At 54.5% G+C, this 18761-nt stretch carries 11 protein-coding genes; 7 read left to right on the top strand and 4 right to left on the bottom strand.

Going from position 1 to position 18761, the window contains the following annotated elements; genetic code table 11:
- On the top strand, nt 1-1092 hold the full coding sequence (locus GW579_RS18655) for a fimbrial protein (RefSeq protein WP_165061000.1): 1092 nt from the start codon (nt 1-3) through the stop codon (nt 1090-1092).
- A 38-nt stretch (nt 1093-1130) separates the two neighbouring features.
- Here the strand turns inward: GW579_RS18655 and pbpC are convergent, their stop codons facing one another.
- Nucleotides 1131-3500, bottom strand: coding sequence for a penicillin-binding protein 1C (gene pbpC / locus GW579_RS18650; RefSeq protein ID WP_165060997.1), 2370 nt, complete (start codon nt 3498-3500; stop codon nt 1131-1133).
- Nucleotides 3501-3559: 59 nt separating this feature from the next.
- A complete protein-coding gene (locus GW579_RS18645) occupies nt 3560-9577 on the bottom strand; it encodes an alpha-2-macroglobulin family protein (protein WP_165060994.1) in 6018 nt (2005 codons plus the stop codon).
- 272 nt (nt 9578-9849) lie between these two features.
- Here GW579_RS18645 and greB point away from each other — a divergent pair, with 272 nt between their 5' ends.
- From greB to GW579_RS18615, 6 genes are all read left to right on the top strand, one after another.
- Nucleotides 9850-10323, top strand: a complete 474-nt coding sequence (gene greB / locus GW579_RS18640; RefSeq protein ID WP_165060991.1) for a transcription elongation factor GreB — start codon at nt 9850-9852, stop codon at nt 10321-10323.
- Nucleotides 10324-10442: 119 nt separating this feature from the next.
- Nucleotides 10443-12773: a Tex family protein gene (locus tag GW579_RS18635; protein ID WP_165060988.1), complete on the top strand. Its 2331-nt coding sequence runs from the start codon at nt 10443-10445 to the stop codon at nt 12771-12773.
- A 413-nt stretch (nt 12774-13186) separates the two neighbouring features.
- Complete coding sequence (gene feoA, locus GW579_RS18630; RefSeq protein ID WP_152327536.1) at nt 13187-13411, top strand: ferrous iron transporter A; 225 nt, start codon at nt 13187-13189, stop codon at nt 13409-13411.
- Between the two features lie 93 nt (nt 13412-13504).
- The gene (gene feoB, locus GW579_RS18625) at nt 13505-15823 is read left to right on the top strand and encodes a Fe(2+) transporter permease subunit FeoB (protein WP_165060985.1); all 2319 of its coding nucleotides are present in this window, start codon (nt 13505-13507) and stop codon (nt 15821-15823) included.
- 8 nt (nt 15824-15831) lie between these two features.
- Nucleotides 15832-16068, top strand: a complete 237-nt coding sequence (locus GW579_RS18620; protein WP_165060982.1) for a FeoC-like transcriptional regulator — start codon at nt 15832-15834, stop codon at nt 16066-16068.
- Between the two features lie 111 nt (nt 16069-16179).
- On the top strand, nt 16180-17100 hold the full coding sequence (locus GW579_RS18615; protein WP_165060979.1) for a LysR family transcriptional regulator: 921 nt from the start codon (nt 16180-16182) through the stop codon (nt 17098-17100).
- Here GW579_RS18615 and GW579_RS18610 read toward each other — a convergent pair.
- Nucleotides 17080-17724 (bottom strand): hypothetical protein, encoded by a 645-nt coding sequence (locus GW579_RS18610; RefSeq protein ID WP_152327540.1) that lies wholly within the window; start codon nt 17722-17724, stop codon nt 17080-17082. The two genes, GW579_RS18615 and GW579_RS18610, sit on opposite strands and share 21 nt — an antisense overlap.
- Before the next feature lie 93 nt (nt 17725-17817).
- Nucleotides 17818-18753 carry a malonate decarboxylase subunit epsilon gene (mdcH, locus tag GW579_RS18605; RefSeq protein WP_165060976.1) on the bottom strand — a complete coding sequence of 312 codons (936 nt, stop codon included), beginning with the start codon at nt 18751-18753 and terminating at the stop codon, nt 17818-17820.
- Between the last annotated feature and the right edge of the window lie 8 nt (nt 18754-18761).

Here is an 18761-nt window from a genome sequence, read left to right as displayed (position 1 = left end):
ATGAACCACAGAAAAAACGTTTTGTTTGCACTGATACTGGGGTTCTCAGGCCTCTATGGATTGTCCGCATTCGCCGGATCGGCAACCTGCGACCCCAGGAATGGCAGTGCGGCAACTTATGAAAATTCTATTCTGCGTGACCTGAGTAGCAATGAGAATGCACGAGGCAGCATTATCACTGAGGCAATGAACAGCAGTCAGGAGAACTACCAAATTAGCTGTAACTGTTCAGCGGCAGATGCATCAGGCGCGAATGGCGTGCTGATAATGTACAGTCTGCAAACCTCGTTGCCGCTAGGTCACACCACTGACTACTTCAAAATCAATGATCATCTTGACGTAATGACCCAAGTCGCCATCCCTAAAAATGGCAATGTTACCGTTCCTACCAGCAAAGCCGTCAGTGACGGGACACATCATTGGGATAAGGAAAACACCGGTATCTGTGCTCAACAAAGCACACAAGATAACCTGAACACCGGTTCGCAGGGCAAAGTAGACCTTTACATTACGACACCTTTTATTGGCGAACTCACTATTCCACGCATTGAAATTGCCCGGGTTTATGCCTCTTCGGCAACGGTAAACACAACGGCTCCCCCGCTGGGATCGCCAGTAGCAGTTTTATATCTCAGCGGAACAATTACGGTGCCACAAAACTGTGAGATCAATCAGGGAGAAATTATCTCCGTCAGGTTTGGCACAATTCAGGCTAGTCGTTTTACTAAGATAAATACGCCACCTGACGGTTTCCGGCCTGTAACTTTTGATATCAAATATGACTGCACAAAAAGCGGGTTACCGGTCATCCCCAACAACGATAAGTTAGAGATGATTCTGGAGGGGCAGGACGTTGAGAATCAATATTACCTGATTGCACGCCGCCGCCCTTCCGATAACAAGGCAGATATTGGGATTGTGGTGCAGGATGCCGGTGGAACCTACATGCCCTTCGCACAAGGCGTTTTACCCATGAATCAGGATGGGTTGGGTAAAGTCACCCTCACCGCATTCCCAATCAATCTGGTGGGCGGTGAACTCGATACCGGCGAATTCGAAGCGACGGCGACGCTAAAAGTCGATATCCGTTAATTAAATCAGGCAGCGTCCCCGCTGCCAGATTTCCTTTCTTAATTCAAAATCTCAATACTGATTAACCGGCTGTCGGCGCGGCCATGATCGTCGACGGCGCGGATTCGATATTGCCCGTTGTTGATGGGCCGCCAGTCGATGGCCGATTTACTGGCGGAACTGCCGAGGTAAATATCATCGACAAACCAGTAGACCGTTTTGCTGTCCGCATCCGTCACCGCGTTAAACGAAATCCTGTCGCGCCCTTGCTGCGATTGCCGCAGGGTGTAGACCGTATTTTTGAGGGGAGACGTAATGCGTGGCGGATTTCCGCTGACCTCCACGCCCTCATCTTTACAGTGGTTCACCGGTGGTTTGCGCTTTGGCAGCCCCGCCTGAGCGAACACATTGGCCAGATCTGACGGCCAGAACTCGAACACTTCCGTGCGGGTTTCGTTTTCTTCATAAGGCGGACACGCGACTTCACCGGTCAGCTTATCCAGCCTGACAGGGCGATAAACCGTATCGACCTTGATCGGTGATTTTCCGGGAATAAACCAGGTTTTGCCTTTTTGCTGGCACCACGGCGTCGGTAAGTCCCCACTGGCGAGACAGATGTCTACCCGTTTTAGCTGTTTCGGGAACGGATGCCGGGGTTCCTGCAAAGCGGGATAGCTGGCATTAATACTGTCGATGATATTGAAGAACAGCGGTGCAGCGGCTTCAGCGCCCACAAAGACGTTGTTGCCTTTGCTGTCGAAATTACCTTCCCAGACCACCAGAACGTACGGCCCGAAAATCCCCACGCTCCAGGCATCTCGGAACCCCCACGAGGTGCCGGTTTTCCAGTAAACCGGCAACGAGGAAGGCTGCTGAGCCAGCGTATCACCGGGGCGACGGTGCTGACGCAGCATGTCCAGCGTCATAAAGCTGGCCTCCTCACTGAGCAATCTGACCGGCGTCGCGACAGCCGGATCGCTCTTTTGCATCCGCAGCGGTTGCAGCACACCACGGTTCGCCAGCAGCGCATACAGTTTTGCCAGTTCCTGCATCGTCACTTCACCGCCGCCCAGCACCAGCGAGAGGCCGTAATGGTTTTCACTGGCCATATCCGCCACACCGGAAAGCCGCAGAAACTGATAAAACGTCGGCTGACGCAGTTGTGAGGCCACGTATACGGCCGGAATATTACGGCTGAAATTCAGGGCGTCGGTCGCCGTCACCGGCCCGAGAAAACGGCGGTCAAAGTTCTCCGGCGCATAAGCCCCGAACGCCGAAGGCACATCTTTCAGAATGGTCATCGGATGCAACACGCCCTGCTCCATTCCCAGCGCGTAAATAAAAGGCTTAAGCGCCGAGCCCGGCGAACGTTTGGCGTTCGTGCCGTTCACCTGCCCCTGAATTTCACGGTTATAATAATCCGCCGATCCCACCAGTGCCCGCACGCCCATGTCGCGGGTATCCAGCAGCAGAGCGGCGGCATTATGGATCCCGCGGCTTTCATTGCGCGTGATAAAGGCGTTGACCTGCCGCTCGATCAACCGCTGTAAACCGGCGTCCAGCGTGGTGTCCACGCGGTTATCGGTCTGAACCATCTGCTGATTTTGCTGGCGAAGCTGTTCGATAAAGTGCGGGGCGATGTACGGCATCTGCTCCGGCTGACGCAGCGCCAGCGGCAGTTTGAACAATGAAATCTGGCTGCTGTCGGTCGCGTAATGCGCCTGCCAGCGGCCAAACAACCGGTTACGCGCCTGCGTCAGTGCCGTGCCCAGCACGCCGGTTTTGGCGTCGATGCGGTAACTGGGAGATTGCGGCAAAACGGCCAGCGTCAGCGCTTCCGGCAATGTCAGGTCTTTCGGGGCTTTGTCGAAATAAATCAGGCTGGCCGCGCCGATGCTTTCAATGTTGCGGCCATAGGGCGCGTAGTTCAGATAGGCTTCGAGGATATCGTGCTTGGAGTAACTCAGTTCCAGCTGGATCGCGCGTAAAACCTGCATGATTTTGCCCGACGGCGTTCGGGTATTGAGATGCCAGTGCATCCGCGCCAGCTGCATGGTGATGGTCGAACCGCCCTGCATTTTTCCGCCCGCCACATAACTGCGCCAGAAACCCCGCATCAGGCTGAACGGATTGAAACCCGGATTGACGTAAAACCAGCGATCTTCGTGCAGCAACAGGCCTTTTACCGCCAGCGGCGAAACCTGTTCCAGCGGCGTCCAGACGCGATAACGATCGTCATTCGCCAGCGTGATGCGCATCAGCGTACCCTGCCGGTCATAATAGACGGATGAAAAAGGTTGCCCCTGAGAAAGCGGCGGATGCGGCCAGAGGCGGCACGCAAGAAGCAGCAGCGCCAGTAAAAAAACCGCCATGGCGATATTTTGCAGAAGGCGTTTGGCTGTTTTGAAAAAAGGAGGAGTGGTATTCATCTTGCTACTCAGCGTCAGTTACGCCCCGCCAAAACAGCGGGGGCGTAGTCTGCGGTCTATTATTTTTTATCAACAGCCGGTTCATCTGCCGGGACGACCACCAGTTTTTGATCACTGACGGACAGCGCCTGAACTTCGCGGTCATACATCGCTTCGCCATACGCCGGTGGGATGATGAAACTGCCGGTGTTGGTGGCTTTGATCTGATACACAAACTCCTGCACATCGGTGCTGGCGCTGCCGTAAATGACCACGCGGTCTTCGCGAATGTCGCTGTAATCCGGTGCCCACGTCGAGCCGGAGGCTGCCAGCGGTGACTGCCAGGATGCAGAAGCTTCTGCATCGCTGCTCTCATCGCTGCTGTCAGATTCCGGTTCCGGTGCCGATTGCTGTACCACTTCAAATCCGCCCGGCAGCAAATCGACAATCGCCAGATTATCCTGCCCTTCTTTCGAATTGGCGCGGATTTTCAGGTGTACGTTGATTTTCTGTCCCAGTGTAATTTGTGTGACCGGTTTACCCTGTTCATCGGTGTAATCACGGGTAATTTCCAGCCCGCGCGAAATGGCTTTCTTCGGCGCGGCGAGGTCAAAACCGGCCTGCGTCACCACGTACCACGCCGGTGCGTCGTTACCATTTTCCACGCGTAATGCTTTCGCATCGGCGGTGAAATTGGCTTTCGCAAACAGCCCCTGAACGCTGGAAATCAACTGAGGTTCAACATTTTTGGTTTTGCTGATCTGCGTGATTTTCAGCGCGTCCGGTGCCGTAGCCTGCGCCGCAACTTCGGCCGAATAACTCTCCAGCGCCAGAATGCTCATCGCCGAAGAATAGGTCGTATAACGCTCCTCTTTCAGCGCTTTAACCATATTTTCCAGTACCTGCGGCGGAATGGCGGAGACTTTTTCCGGGAAGTGGCGCGTGATGAGATACAAACGCGTCGCGTCCTGAACCAGCGGATCAAAGTAACTCTGCGTCCACCAGGCTTTGTCATACGCCTTACTCAGCTGCTTCCACGTAGGCTGCAACAAGGTATTGGCTTCATCATCCATTTTCAGCATGCGATAGGACGAGGCCAGATATAGCGCGCTGAGATCGGTTTTCCAGGTGTCCGGATAGCGTTGTTGCAACGTGTCCTGCACCGACGCCAGCGAACTTGTGGTGATTTCACCCTGACGCGTCAGCAGATAAACTGCCCAGGCACGCAGACGCAGCGAGTACAAATCATCACTCTGACTGGCCGCCAGCTCGCGCAGTGCCGCATTGGCTTCATCGAGCATACCGGCCGGTAATGCAACGCCCGCAACTTTGGCTTCCAGCAGATATTGCACCACGTAAGGTGTGACGAACGGATCAGTTTGCGGCGACGAACGCCACAGGCCAATCGCGCCGCTGTCGTTCTGACGTGAACGCAGGATCGCCAGCATGTCTTTCAGTTTTTTGCTTGTATCCGCCTGACTCAGCGAACCTTTCATTTCCGGATGCTGACCTTCGAGGATCATCGGAATCGAACGGCTGACAATCTGCTCAGAACAGTAATACGGATAATCCGCCAGATACTGTGAAAGCCCGTTGGTCAGCACCAGCGGAGAGTTGGAAACCGCAGCTTTGCGCACCGCATAGGCATCAAACATCTGACGCAGGTTATCGACGTTCTGGCTGCTGCCGCTCATACGCCCCATCACTGACTGCGTGCGGAACGGCATGGCCGGGCGAACCGATGTGCTGATGGTGCGGCGACTGGTTTTATCGGCATACGTTGCTTCAAAGACCAGCGGCGCATCGCCCGGCACGGCTTTGGCGCGCAGACGGAAATTAATCACGCCTTCACGTTTTTCAGCCAGAGACAGGTTCTGATCCGCTTTACCGACCACTTCCAGCTGCGGCGGCACCGCCAGATGCACGGAGATGGCCACGCTCTTGCCGTTCAGTCCTTCGAGGTTATTGCTCACGCCGACGCTGACATCAAACTCATCGCCCGGCGCGACCATTGCGGGCACGTTTGGCGTCATGATGAAGTTATCGCGCACTGTCGCCGAGGTTTGCGCTTTGCCGATTTTGTCCGGTGTGACGGAAATCGCCATCACGCGGATTTTACCGTTGAAGTAATCCGGCACCTGATAATCAAACTGCTTCTCGCCGTTCACTTCGGTAATACCCGACCAGTACGCCACGGGTTTGTCGCGCTTGCGTTTGAACGGATTGACGTTCAGATCCAGCCCTTCACCGCCGTCACCGCCCGGCGCTGCCGCCAGCTGCATCAGCTTGCTGAACTCCGGCAGGATCAGGTCGAGGATTTGCGAACTTTCCACGCCCAGCTCACGTTTGCGGAAGAAATACTCCAGCGGATCTTTCAGGCGATAACGCGCCACCTGCAAAATACCTTCGTCCACGGCAAACAATGCTACCTGCTGCGGGCCATCAGTCATGACGGTCATCGCCAGGTTTTCGCCCGGCTTAATAACTTCCGGCGCATCCACTTCCAGATAGTTCTGGCGCGCTTTGGTGCTGATTTTAAACGGCATCACGCCGTAACTCAGCGGGCTCATAAAGATTTCATTGGAATTCACATCACGCACAAATTGCACGTTGATGTAACCGTTCCCTTCCATGCCCACAGGCACACGAATTTTCTGCACGGAACTGGTGGTATCCGTGTGGAACCACTGCCAGCTGTAAACTTTGTCTTTCTCGATGGTGATCAGCCCGCTGCCGGTATAAGGCGCGTTGATGGAAACCTCGATTTCCTCACCCGGCTGATATTCCGCCTGATTGAGTTTCAGCTTCAGCTCGGCGTTGCGATCCAGCGAACGGCTGAGGTTGGCGTTGCCCGCCACGGTATACGCAATGCGGTTAAGCACTTTGCCCTGCGCGTCTTCTACCACCAGCACGAAATCCCCCGGTTTGTCGGTTGCCAGCGTCAGGTCGTTGCCCTGCGCGGTGAGCGAAAGCGGTTGTTCCGAAAGCTGCACTTCCTTCATTTTCGACTGATATTTATAAACGCCGGAATCCTGCTTAGTCAGAACCGAAATGTATTTCTGTTCAATCAGCGCCACTTTCAGCGCAGGCAGGGCAATTTGTTTCAGGGTCGGATCAACGGCAATCACGTTCAGATGACGAACCGCGCCGCGGTTGATGTACCCCAAATCGCCGTCCGGTTTCACACCAATCAGATAATCGTACGGCGAAACCAGAACCCGCGCGGTCGCAGAGACTGAACGCCCGCCACCGGCCACAAAGGCTTCTGACAGCAGTTGCAGCTGATACGTCGCATCGGCATAAGATTTCAGATCCAGCGGAATATTCGCCGTGCCTTTTTCGTCAGTCGTGCGGTCTTCCAGATTGGTTTCAAACCCGTCGCTGTTCTGGCGATTCTCGTAAAACGCATAGTCCGGGAACGCGTCGAAACTCGGATACATCGGGCGCAGCGTCAGTTTCGACGTCACGCGGCGATCCTGCGCTGGCGTACCAAACAGGTTTTGCACGTCGATATTGGCCTGCAATTCCGTCGGTTTCACCCAGCCCTGGTTACGTTCCGGCGTCAGTTGCAGTTTCACTTTCAACTGGTCCGGCTCGAACTCTTTCACGTTGACTGAGGTGTGGCCCAGCAGCACGGAAGATTCGTTGTCTTTGCCGATCAGGTACAGATAAACGTTCCATTCGCCGGTCGGTGAATTGTCGTTGGTGGTATAACTCAGCTCGTTGAAACCGCTGGCACCAAGCGTCAGCGGAACTGTGCTCATCAGCTTATCGCGAGGGTCATGAATTTCAGCGCGCACGGGAACACCGGCCAGGCCCATACTCCAGTCGGCGGCGCGGGTGATCAGACCGATGTTGAAAGTGTCACCCGGACGATAAACACCACGATCGGAGAACAGATAACTGCTCAGCGTGCGCGGGTCGTTCGGGGTTTCTTCGCCATCCACGTCGAACCGCGAGAAGTCGAGGCCGCGGTCATTATTGCGGTCGGCAGGCAGGAAGGATACGTCGCCCTCTTTTTCGACCAGGAACATCACCGGCTGGCGTTCGCTGGTATAAACATCCAGCGCCGGGAAACGCACATGTCCGTCAGCGCCGGTGGTTTGCGTCAGCAGCGTGACGCCGTTTTTCGCGATAACCGACACTTTGGCGTTGCTGACCGGCGTACCGCTGTGAATTGACTGCACAAATACGTCGCGGGTTTTATCCTGCGAACGCTTGGCAATAATCCCCAGATCGGTAACCACCACAAAGCGGGAATCGCCGACCGGCGCTTCGTCTTCGCTCTGATCGTCATCCTGATACTGATAACCGTCGTCATCGGTCGCAGGTTTTTCTTCTTTCTTCTTCGGATCCCATTCCGACAGCGTCAGCAGGAATACGCCGCGATGCGAACTCGGATCGGTGGACAGATAACGGGAAAGATCGACGCCCTGATAATTCACTTCACCCGGCTTGTCGTTATTTACCGCCGTCTGATATTTGAAATGCTCGGTAAAATACTCGTCATTCAGACGGTTAAATTCCGCTGACGAATATTCACGGCTTTTAAATGACACGATGTGTTGCAGCTGGCTCGGGATTACACGTTTGATATCCAGACGCATTCCCGGCACGTTACGCGCGGCCACGCTGATTTGTTTGTCACCGTTCACCGACAGCAGCGAACCCTGCGACATAAATTGCAGAGACTTTGGATAATCCGGGACTTCAACAATGCGGTAGACTTTTTCCGGCATTTTATAGCCGCCGGAAGACGTCAGCACATTGTCGATCTCCACCAGCATGGCGCGGTGCGCCGGTGCATCGAAGCGGAAACTGAACTGCGGCTGATAGTCGCTTTCGGCTTCGTTCAGCTGAATATTCAGCGGCGTGGATTGCGCCAGCACGTTATTTTCGACGCTGTCCACATTCCAGCTGGCGTAATCGTCCGGGCCGGTTGCGGCGTCTGAATCGTTCGGATCGTGCTGTGGTAACAACCAGACTTTTACCGCGCGGCGGATATCTTTATCTTTCACCGCATCGCTGAACCCGATAATCAGCGCACGCTGACCTTTCGCGCCGTCGGCATCGACTACCTGCGCGCTGGCGTCACTCACGGCCAGGCTGTAAAGCGTTGGCACGGAAACCCAGACGTTACGCGCCTGCGTGATTGCATTTGATGCCACCGACGCCTTCACGCCTTCGCCTATCGTCATGTGAACAGAGCCGCCGTGATCGAGCGATTTCAGCGGTTCGGAATGCACCCAGGCGTTGAGTTTTTTCTGGTCGTAGACCACGGAATAATTGAGTTTGGATTCCGTTTTGGCTTTCCCTTCGCTCAGGCCCAGAGAGATTTGTTTCTCAAAACTGGCCACATCCACCGGCGCATTGAATTTGACGTTGAAAATCGCGCTGCGTTTTTGCGGATCCTGCGGGTCCTGATAATACTCGGCGGTTCCGGACTGATAATCGAACGCAGGCGCTGTGAATTCATAACGCGTGGTCGCCAGTTTGATTTGCGGCGCGAGCAGTACGTCAGGCGTAAAACTCACTTCGTATTTTGTGCCCATCGGCAGCGGATTTTTTGGCGTAAAGACCAGCGTATAACCGCTGATCCATTTCCATTCACCTTCGGTTGCCGGTTTCAGCGAAATGCCTTTTTCGACCACTTTGCCGACATCCGTCAGCGGCGCAGCTGAATTTCTAAAATTAAAAATGGCCTGCTGAGGCGCAATTTTTTGCGCGGCATAATTAATCGCTTCCGGGTTGCTGACCCGCACGCTGGTTTCCTGATACACCATCGGTGCCGGTTCGATCGGCTGCGGACGGTTTAACCACCAGTGCCAGCCGTAAACGCCCGCACCTGCCGCGCACAGCAACACCAGAATAGCCAGACTGATGGCTTTCGGGTGTTTATCGACACCGCTTTCCATGCGCGTAAATCCGCGCTTCAGCCAGCCGGACATTGCCGTCCACCAGACCGGCGCACGCCAGTCGATATTGCCGACAACAGGTTTAAGGACGCGCCCGAGCAGACTTAAAATGAAAGCCATCGCGCGAAGGAGGCCTTTTATCAATGTAAAAGGCAAACGAAGTAAGAATCTGAGTAAATCCATTTGTAACTGTACCCCTAATCCCTATGACCCATAATCTGAAGTGATATTTAAGAAAAATATTTTGAAATTCAGAATATTGCGAAATGTGTTACGGAATATAAAATTCGCAAGAAGCGCGGCGAAGGATAATAACTATCCGACTAAAAAGCCATCATATAAAGCGTAGCAGCCCGACAGTTTTTTCGACCAATTTCTGCACTGTCAGCGGCGCAATTGTGTGAAACAATGGCGAAGGATATTGGAAGATAACTGTGTGGAAGGCGACAGGTAACATGAAGACCAAACTGATTACCCGCGAAGGCTATGACAAGCTCAAAACTGAGCTGGATTTTCTGTGGCGCGAAGAGCGTCCGGAAGTCACCAAAAAGGTGACCTGGGCCGCCAGTCTGGGTGACCGCAGTGAAAATGCCGATTATCAGTACAACAAGAAACGCCTGCGTGAAATCGACCGCCGCATCCGCTATCTGACCAAATGTCTGGAACAGCTGCGCATTGTCGATTATTCGCCACAACAGGACGGCAAAGTGTTCTTTGGCGCGTGGGTGGAAGTGGAAAATGACGACGGCGACATCAAGCGTTTCCGCATCGTCGGTTATGACGAAATCTTTGGCCGTAAAGACTACATTTCTATCGACTCCCCGATGGCGCGCGCGCTGCTGAAAAAGGAAGTCGGTGACAGTCTGGTGGTCACCACGCCGGTCGGCGATGCGACCTGGTACGTCAATGAAATCGACTACGGCAAATAATCAGATAACGCCCAAAACGTGAGGCACATCGTCCCGACGGCTGGCATTTTCAGCCTTCAAATCGTATAACGGTGCCCTGTATTTACGTCACTCACTAACGAAAAACTGATACCAGACCTATGAATGATCAACTGAGCCGCATTATCGCAAGTGAATTGCAGGTTCGCCCGGAGCAGGTTGCTTCCGTGGTGCGTCTGCTGGATGAAGGTAATACCGTGCCCTTTATTGCGCGGTATCGTAAGGAAGTCACCGGTGGGTTGGATGATACCCAGTTGCGTCAGTTAGACACACGTCTGGGATATCTGCGTGAGCTGGAAGACCGCCGCCAGACCATTCTCAAATCCATCGAAGATCAGGGCAAACTCAGCGACGATTTGGCAAAAGCCATTAATACCACGCTGAGCAAAACCGAACTGGAAGACCTGTATCTGCCATTCAAACCGAAGCGCCGCACGCGTGGACAAATCGCTATCGAAACGGGGCTGGAACCGCTGGCCGATCTGCTGTGGAATGAACCGCAGAACGAGCCGGAAACCACCGCCGCTAAATTTGTTGATGCCGAAAAAGGCGTCGCCGATACCAAAGCCGCGCTCGATGGCGCCCGCTACATTCTGATGGAGCGTTTCGCTGAAGATGCGTCACTGCTGGCGAAAGTCCGTGATTACCTGTGGAAAAACGCCCATCTGACCTCCCGCATGGTCGATGGCAAAGAGCAGGAAGGCGCGAAATTTCGCGATTACTTCGATCACCACGAACCGATTTCTCAGGTGCCTTCCCACCGTGCGCTGGCCATGTTCCGCGGCCGCAACGAAGGCGTCTTACAGCTGGCGCTGAATGCCGATCCGCAGCATGACGAACCGCCGAAAGAAAGTTACGCCGAACAAATTATTATCGACCATCTTGGCCTGCGGCTAAACAACGCCCCGGCCGACGTCTGGCGTCGCGCGGTGGTCAACTGGACGTGGCGCATCAAAGTGCTGCTGCACCTCGAAACCGAGCTGATGGGTACCGTGCGTGAACGCGCCGAAGATGAAGCGATTAACGTTTTCGCCCGCAACATGCATGATTTGCTGATGGCCGCACCGGCCGGAATGCGCGCCACCATGGGCCTCGATCCGGGTTTACGTACCGGTGTGAAAGTCGCCGTTGTGGATAACACCGGTAAACTGGTGGATATCGATACCGTTTATCCCCATACCGGTCAGGCAGCGAAAGCGGCACAACAGGTTGCTGCGCTGTGCATCAAACATAATGTCGAACTGGTGGCTATCGGTAACGGTACCGCTTCCCGCGAGACTGAGCGTTTCTTCCTCGAGCTGCAAAAACAGTTCCCGGCGGTAAAAGCGCAGAAAGTGATTGTGAGTGAAGCCGGTGCGTCGGTGTATTCCGCTTCCGAACTGGCGGCGCTGGAATTCCCGGATCTGGATGTTTCCATCCGTGGCGCAGTTTCTATCGCGCGCCGGTTGCAGGATCCGCTGGCGGAACTGGTGAAAATCGACCCGAAATCCATTGGTGTCGGCCAGTATCAGCACGACGTCAGCCAGAGCCTGCTGGCGAAAAAACTCGATACCGTGGTCGAAGACTGCGTGAACGCGGTGGGCGTGGATCTCAATACCGCGTCCGTTCCACTGCTGACCCGCGTGGCCGGTCTGACCCGCATGATGGCGCAGAATATCGTAAACTGGCGCGACGAAAACGGTCAGTTCCGCAACCGTGAACAACTGCTGAAAGTCAGCCGTCTGGGGCCAAAAGCCTTCGAACAGTGCGCGGGCTTCCTGCGTATTAACCACGGCGATAACCCGCTGGACGCTTCAACGGTTCACCCGGAAACCTATCCGGTGGTCGAAAGGATTCTGGCGGCGACGCAGCTGGCGCTGAAAGAGCTGATGGGCGATTCGAATGTGCTGCGCAGCCTGAAAGCCAGCGAATTCACTGACGAGCAGTTCGGCGTGCCGACCGTTACTGACATCATCAAAGAGCTGGAAAAACCGGGGCACGATCCGCGTCCTGAGTTCAAAACCGCGACCTTTGCCGATGGCGTGGAAACCATGAATGACCTGATGCCGGGCATGATCCTTGAAGGCTCGGTCACTAACGTCACCAACTTCGGTGCGTTCGTGGATATCGGCGTTCATCAGGACGGACTGGTACACATTTCTTCACTGGCGAACAAATTCGTCGAAGATCCGCACACCGTGGTGAAAGCCGGCGATATCGTTAAAGTCAAAGTGATGGAAGTTGATTTGCAGCGCAAACGTATCGCGCTGACCATGCGTCTGGACGAACAACCGGGTGAAGCGCCTGCACGCCGTTCTGCCGCGCCAGCGTCAGAGTCACGCGACAATCAGAAACGTCATACACCCAACAAACCGGCGGGCCGCAATGCCGCGCCAGCGGGCAATAATGCGATGGCCGATGCGCTGGCCGCCGCGATGGGTAAAAAACGCTAATTTCTACCTTTTCACCTATCAAACGAAAGCCGCTGATAACCAGCGGCTTTTTTTATGTATCTTTTTTCGACACTTTTTAAACTCAATCCTAATGAATCAATCACTGAGGTAAATCAATAAAACAGATGCCCCACAGGCATAGCATAGCCTCGCGGTGGAGATACCCGTGAAGAGGTCAACCTCTTTTCTTTTGTCTCCACACGCGTACTAATTATGATAACTATTCTCGTTTGTACTTCTTTGCGTATTCAATACGCCGTCAGCCAAAGGCTGGCAATTTCGCACTAGGGACAATTTCTGAGCAATTCTTTTTGCCACAATAATCGCAGTTAAGTGAGATCAACGGGCATGGAAGCGCGGCGTAACATTTGTCACGCGGCCCCCATAAATGCCTGAACGCTTCGCGAGGAACTATGCAACTTCAATCAAAACGTGCTTACAAAATCACCGGCTTTTCTCATGAAATCAGCCCGGCTTATCGTCAGAAACTGCTGTCTCTCGGCATGCTTCCGGGGTCTTTCTTCAACATCATCCGCGTAGCGCCGATGGGCGATCCGGTGCAAATCGAAACTCGCCGCACCAGTCTGGTCGTGCGCAAAAAAGACCTCGACCTGCTCAAGCTTGAGATCCTGGCCTGATTTTTACTGATGAATGCTTTTTGCAAGATTGTTTAGCGCGGCCTCTGAAGGTTTTCCGCGTTTTTTCCCTTTCTCACACGTAGATCTGAACGTATGAAAGCACTGACTATTGGCCTGATTGGAAATCCAAACTCAGGTAAAACGACTCTTTTCAACCAGTTAACCGGTTCACGCCAGCGTGTCGGGAACTGGGCTGGTGTCACCGTCGAACGTAAAGAAGGCCAGTTCGCCACCGCAGATCACCAGATTACGCTGGTCGATTTGCCCGGTACCTATTCGCTGACCACCATTTCCGAACAAACCTCGCTCGATGAGCAAATTGCCTGCCATTACATTCTGAGCGGCGACGCGGATCTGATGATTAACGTCGTGGATGCCTCAAACCTTGAGCGCAATTTATACCTGACACTGCAACTTCTCGAGCTGGGTGTGCCCTGCATCGTCGCACTGAACATGCTCGACATCGCCAAAATCCAGAACATCAATATTGATATCCCGGCGCTGTCTGCACGCCTTGGCTGTCCGGTTATTGCTTTGGTTTCTACCCGCGCCAGTGGTATCAAAGAACTGAAAGCCGCCATCGACGCATTGCCGCAAGTGGTAAAGCTTGAACGCGTGAAATATCATCCGGTGCTGCAACAGGAAGTGGACGTGCTGGCCGCAGAAATGCCGCAGGACATGGCGCTGCAACAGCGTCGCTGGCTGGCTTTGCAAATCCTCGAAGGGGATATTTACAGCCAGACGCACGCAGGTAATGCGCAGGCATTATTGCCGCAGGTGAAAGCCCGTCTGGCGGAGCAAAAGCTGGAAGATCCGGCGCTGCTGATTGCTGACGCGCGCTATCAGAGCATTGCGTCGCTGTGCGCGGACGTCAGTAACTCGCACCTCACCGCGCCCAACAAACTGACGCAGGTGTTGGATCGCGTGATCCTCAACCGTTTCCTCGGTGTACCCATCTTCCTGCTGGTGATGTACCTGATGTTCGTGCTGGCGATTAATATCGGCGGCGCGTTGCAACCGATTTTCGACATCGGCTCCGCAGCAATTTTCATTCAGGGGATGCAATGGGTGGGCTTCACCCTGCACTTCCCGCAGTGGCTGACCATTTTCCTTGCTCAGGGCGTCGGTGGTGGTATCAACACCGTGCTCCCGCTGGTGCCGCAAATCGGCATGATGTATCTGTTCCTTTCCTTCCTTGAAGACTCAGGTTATATGGCCCGCGCAGCGTTTGTGATGGACCGCCTGATGCAGTCGCTTGGCCTGCCGGGTAAATCTTTCGTGCCGCTGATTGTCGGTTTCGGCTGTAACGTGCCGTCCATTATGGGTGCCCGTACGCTGGATGCGCCCCGCGAACGTCTGATCACCGTCATGATGGCGCCGTTTATGTCCTGTGGCGCACGACTGGCGATCTTCGCCGTATTCTCTGCGGCGTTCTTCGGGCAGGACGGCGCGTCCGTCGTCTTCTCACTGTATCTGCTGGGTATTGTCGTCGCCATCCTCACCGGCCTGCTGCTCAAATACACCATCATGCGCGGTGAAGCGTCGCCGTTTGTCATGGAACTGCCGGTGTATCACGTTCCCCATCTGAAAAGTCTGTTACTGCAAACCTGGCAGCGTCTGAAAGGTTTCGTGCTGCGCGCCGGTAAAGTCATTGTGATTGCGAGTATTTTTATCGGCGCACTAAACAGCTTCTCTTTCAGCGGTCGGGCGGTGGATAACATCAATGACTCCGCACTGGCTTCGGTCAGTAAAGTGCTGACGCCGGTGCTGGCACCGATGGGCGTGCACGCCGATAACTGGCAGGCGACGGTTGGCCTGGTGACCGGCGCGATGGCGAAAGAAGTGGTCGTCGGTACGCTCAATACGCTGTACACCGCAGAGCATATCCACAATGAGGAATTCGACGCAGCAAACTTCCATCTGCTCGCTGAACTCGGGGGTGCCGTAGAACAAACGTGGCAGGGCCTGAAAGACACGTTCAGCGTCAGCGTGCTTTCTAACCCGATCGAAGCCAGTAAAGGCGATGGAGAAATGGGCGTCAGTTCGATGGGCGTGATGAGCACAAAATTTGGTACCGCCATTTCGGCTTACAGCTATCTGATTTTCGTGCTGCTGTACGTGCCTTGTGTGTCGGTCATGGGCGCGATTGCCCGCGAAACCAGCCGCAGCTGGATGACGTTCTCAATCTTCTGGGGACTGAACGTGGCGTATTCCCTGGCGACCCTGTTCTATCAGGTGGCTACTTTCAGCAACCATCCGGCGTACAGTTCGGGCGTTATACTTATCGTTTTGCTGTTTAACGCTATCGTTCTTACCTGCCTGCGCAAAGCTCGCAGCCGTGTCAGCGTTCATTTGCAGCCGCGTAATGTTGCGGCCTGTTGCGAACCGGCGACCGGCAACGACTGCCACTAGGAGATACGATGACTACGCTGATTGAGGTTCGTGATTCTCTCGCACTGGCTGGCCGGGCAGATGCCCGCCAGCTTAGCCAGCAACTCAACGCGCCGCGGCCGCTGGTGCAGGCCATGCTCGAACGGTTGGTGGCGATGCGAAAAGCGGAAGTCATCGAAGCCGATGACAGCTGTCTGAGCGGCAGTTGTAAAAGCTGCGCCGACGGCAAAAAATGCCTGACGGTTTCCTATACGCTCATTAATTAAGACACGTCGTCCTCTGACACCGGGCTTTCGCCCTTACTGAATAGTCGCGCTGCGGCTATTCAGTTATCATCGGCATGCCACAACGGCCATCAAAGCGCCGCAGGAGCCTGCATGATCGACAGTGAAATCACCTTCCGTAAACTTGAAATTTTCCTCGCTTACATGGAAAAGCAGAACATCACCCGCGCAGCCGAACAACTCGGCCTGAGCAGCGTCAGTGTGCATCGCGCCCTGCATTCTCTGGAGGAAGGTTTGCGCTGCCCGTTGTTTATCCATCGCGGACGTAATCTGCTGCCGCTGCCCGCCGCCGAAGCGTTACTGGAACATGCCACGCAGGTGATTGAGCAGATGGAACACGGCATTCAGGCCACGCAGCGCGCCGCGGGTTTTGGCGATAAACGTCTGAAAGTCGGCACGCTGTATTCGCTGACGCTTGAAACCATTCCGCGCCTGATCATGGGGCTGAAACTGCGCAGACCGGAGCTTGAACTGGAACTGGTGATGGGCTCTAACAGTGATTTACTGCACAAACTGGAAGACAGTCAGCTGGATGCCATTCTGATTTCGACCAGTGATTCGAGCGTGGATGCCCAGCGCTACGATCAGCTACCGTTGTTTCAGGACGATATTTTCCTCGCCGCCCCTGCCAGCGCAGAACTGGCCTGCGAAGGCACGGCTGATTTGCGCGATTTTAAGCAGAAAAAATTCGTTTCCCTGGCCGAAGGATTCGCCACTTACCACGGCTTTCAGGAAGCCTTTCAGGTCGCCGGTTTTGAGCCGGACATTGTCACACGGGTAAACGATATTTTTTCGATGCTGAGTCTGGTACAGGCGGGTGTTGGCTACACGCTCATTCCCGGCAGAATGAAAGGTGTGTATGAAAATACGGTGAAACTCCTGCCGCTGGCTGAAGCCTATCAGATGCGTCAGACCATTTCGCTGGTCTTCCCGCACAGCCGCGAGCACGATCCTAATCTTCTCGCCCTCGCCGCTGAAAGCCGGATGTACGCGCTAGCGAGCAGAAAGCGCTGACAGACGCTTGTTGTTTTGCGCAATCAACACGACCGGCCAGTGCGTTTGATCCGGATGGGAACTCCAGATGGCAGATTCCGGAATGCTCACGCCGTCATAACGCATTTTCGAACCGTCATAAGGGTAAAATTGCCCTTTCTCTGTATCGAGTATGAAAACCAATAATCCGGCTGAATCCTGAGCAAGACGCTTCCACAGGGCGCGACCCCCGGTGTAATGATCGTTATCACTCATCAATGTAAGATGCTTTTTTACCACCAGCGTTTCATACAACAATGTCGCTAAACGGTAATCGCGCATTCCGGAGTTAACCACCACACCTTCCACCTGAAACGCTTTGTCGTCTTCCCAAAACTGACGCACCTCGAGCATTTCATCGCTATTTTCCCTGCGGGCAAGTTCCAGAGTAGCCACCACATGGTGTCGGTTTTCCCCCCGGTTATCGGTTCTGGTTTGTGCTTCGGCAATGGCGATAAATGGAATTTTTTCATCATAGATGACCAACATATCTATGTTGTTGAAACGTATTTCATCAATGACTTCAAACCGTCTGGCCAGAGTGGCCGGACTGTACGATCTTTCAAGCACGATCATTTGCGAATCCCCGCGAATTAAAACTGGCATGATATCCCTTCGTTCAGAGTGGTTAGACATTAGCACGCTGCGCAATTATCAAACAGCGCAACGCGTTTCACCCCCAACCTATCATGCCTTTAATCAGCGTTCGTTTTCGCGCAGCCGCGCTGCGAGACGTCCCGCAACCTGCATCCCTGACTGGCACAAAGACAGCGCCTCGCCCTGCTCCATCGCGCGTCGGGTGAGGCCAGTCAGCACTGCGCCCGGCGGCATTTCAATCGCCAGCCGCACATCGCGCTGATAAGCCGCAACCATGGCATCACGCCAGTTCACGGTACGCGCCATATTCATCGCCAGATCGTCGGCGATTTTTTCCGGCTGCCAGTACACGCGCCCGGTCGTTCCGCTGAGATAACCGCAGGTCGGGCGGGAAATATGAATCTCTTTAAACGCCTCGACCAGCTTAGCCGCCGGTTCCTCCAGCAGCGCACAATGCGACGGCACGCTGACTGCCAGCTGATGGGTTTTCTGCGCGCCGAGCCCTTTGGCGAGCTGCATAACCTGCGCCATCGCGTCGTCACGACCAGCAATCACCAGCTGCTCTTCGGCATTGATATTGGCGAGATATACCGGGGATTCGGCGCTGTTGACCTGCGCTACCAGCGCTTCAATCTGGTTTTGCTGCAAACCGGTAATGGCGGAAAGGCCAAAGCCCTGCGGATAAGCCTGCTGCATCAGTTCACCGCGCAGAGCGACCAGCCGGACGGCATCCTCAAAACCGAGCGCACCGGCAATCACCGCGGCGGGGAATGCGCCAATCGACAGTCCGCTGCAAAAATCTGCCTCAATACCTTCGGCCTGACACTGCTTCGCCCAGACCACACCGGCAATCAGCAAACACAGTTGTACGGCGCGGGTGGAACGTAAAGCCTCTGCGGTATCGAGCAGCAGAACATCTTCGGCAAGCGCATTGCTGGCCTGTTCAATGAGGGAATGCGTGAGCGAATTATCCGGCAAACGGTGCAACATTTGCGGCACCTGCGGCCCCTGTCCGGGGAAGGTAAATAGGATTTTCATCGTGCTCC

The sequence above is a fragment of the Rahnella contaminans genome (genome assembly GCF_011065485.1).
Classification (GTDB): domain Bacteria; phylum Pseudomonadota; class Gammaproteobacteria; order Enterobacterales; family Enterobacteriaceae; genus Rahnella; species Rahnella contaminans.
This window is presented reverse-complemented; position numbering and strand designations above follow the sequence as displayed.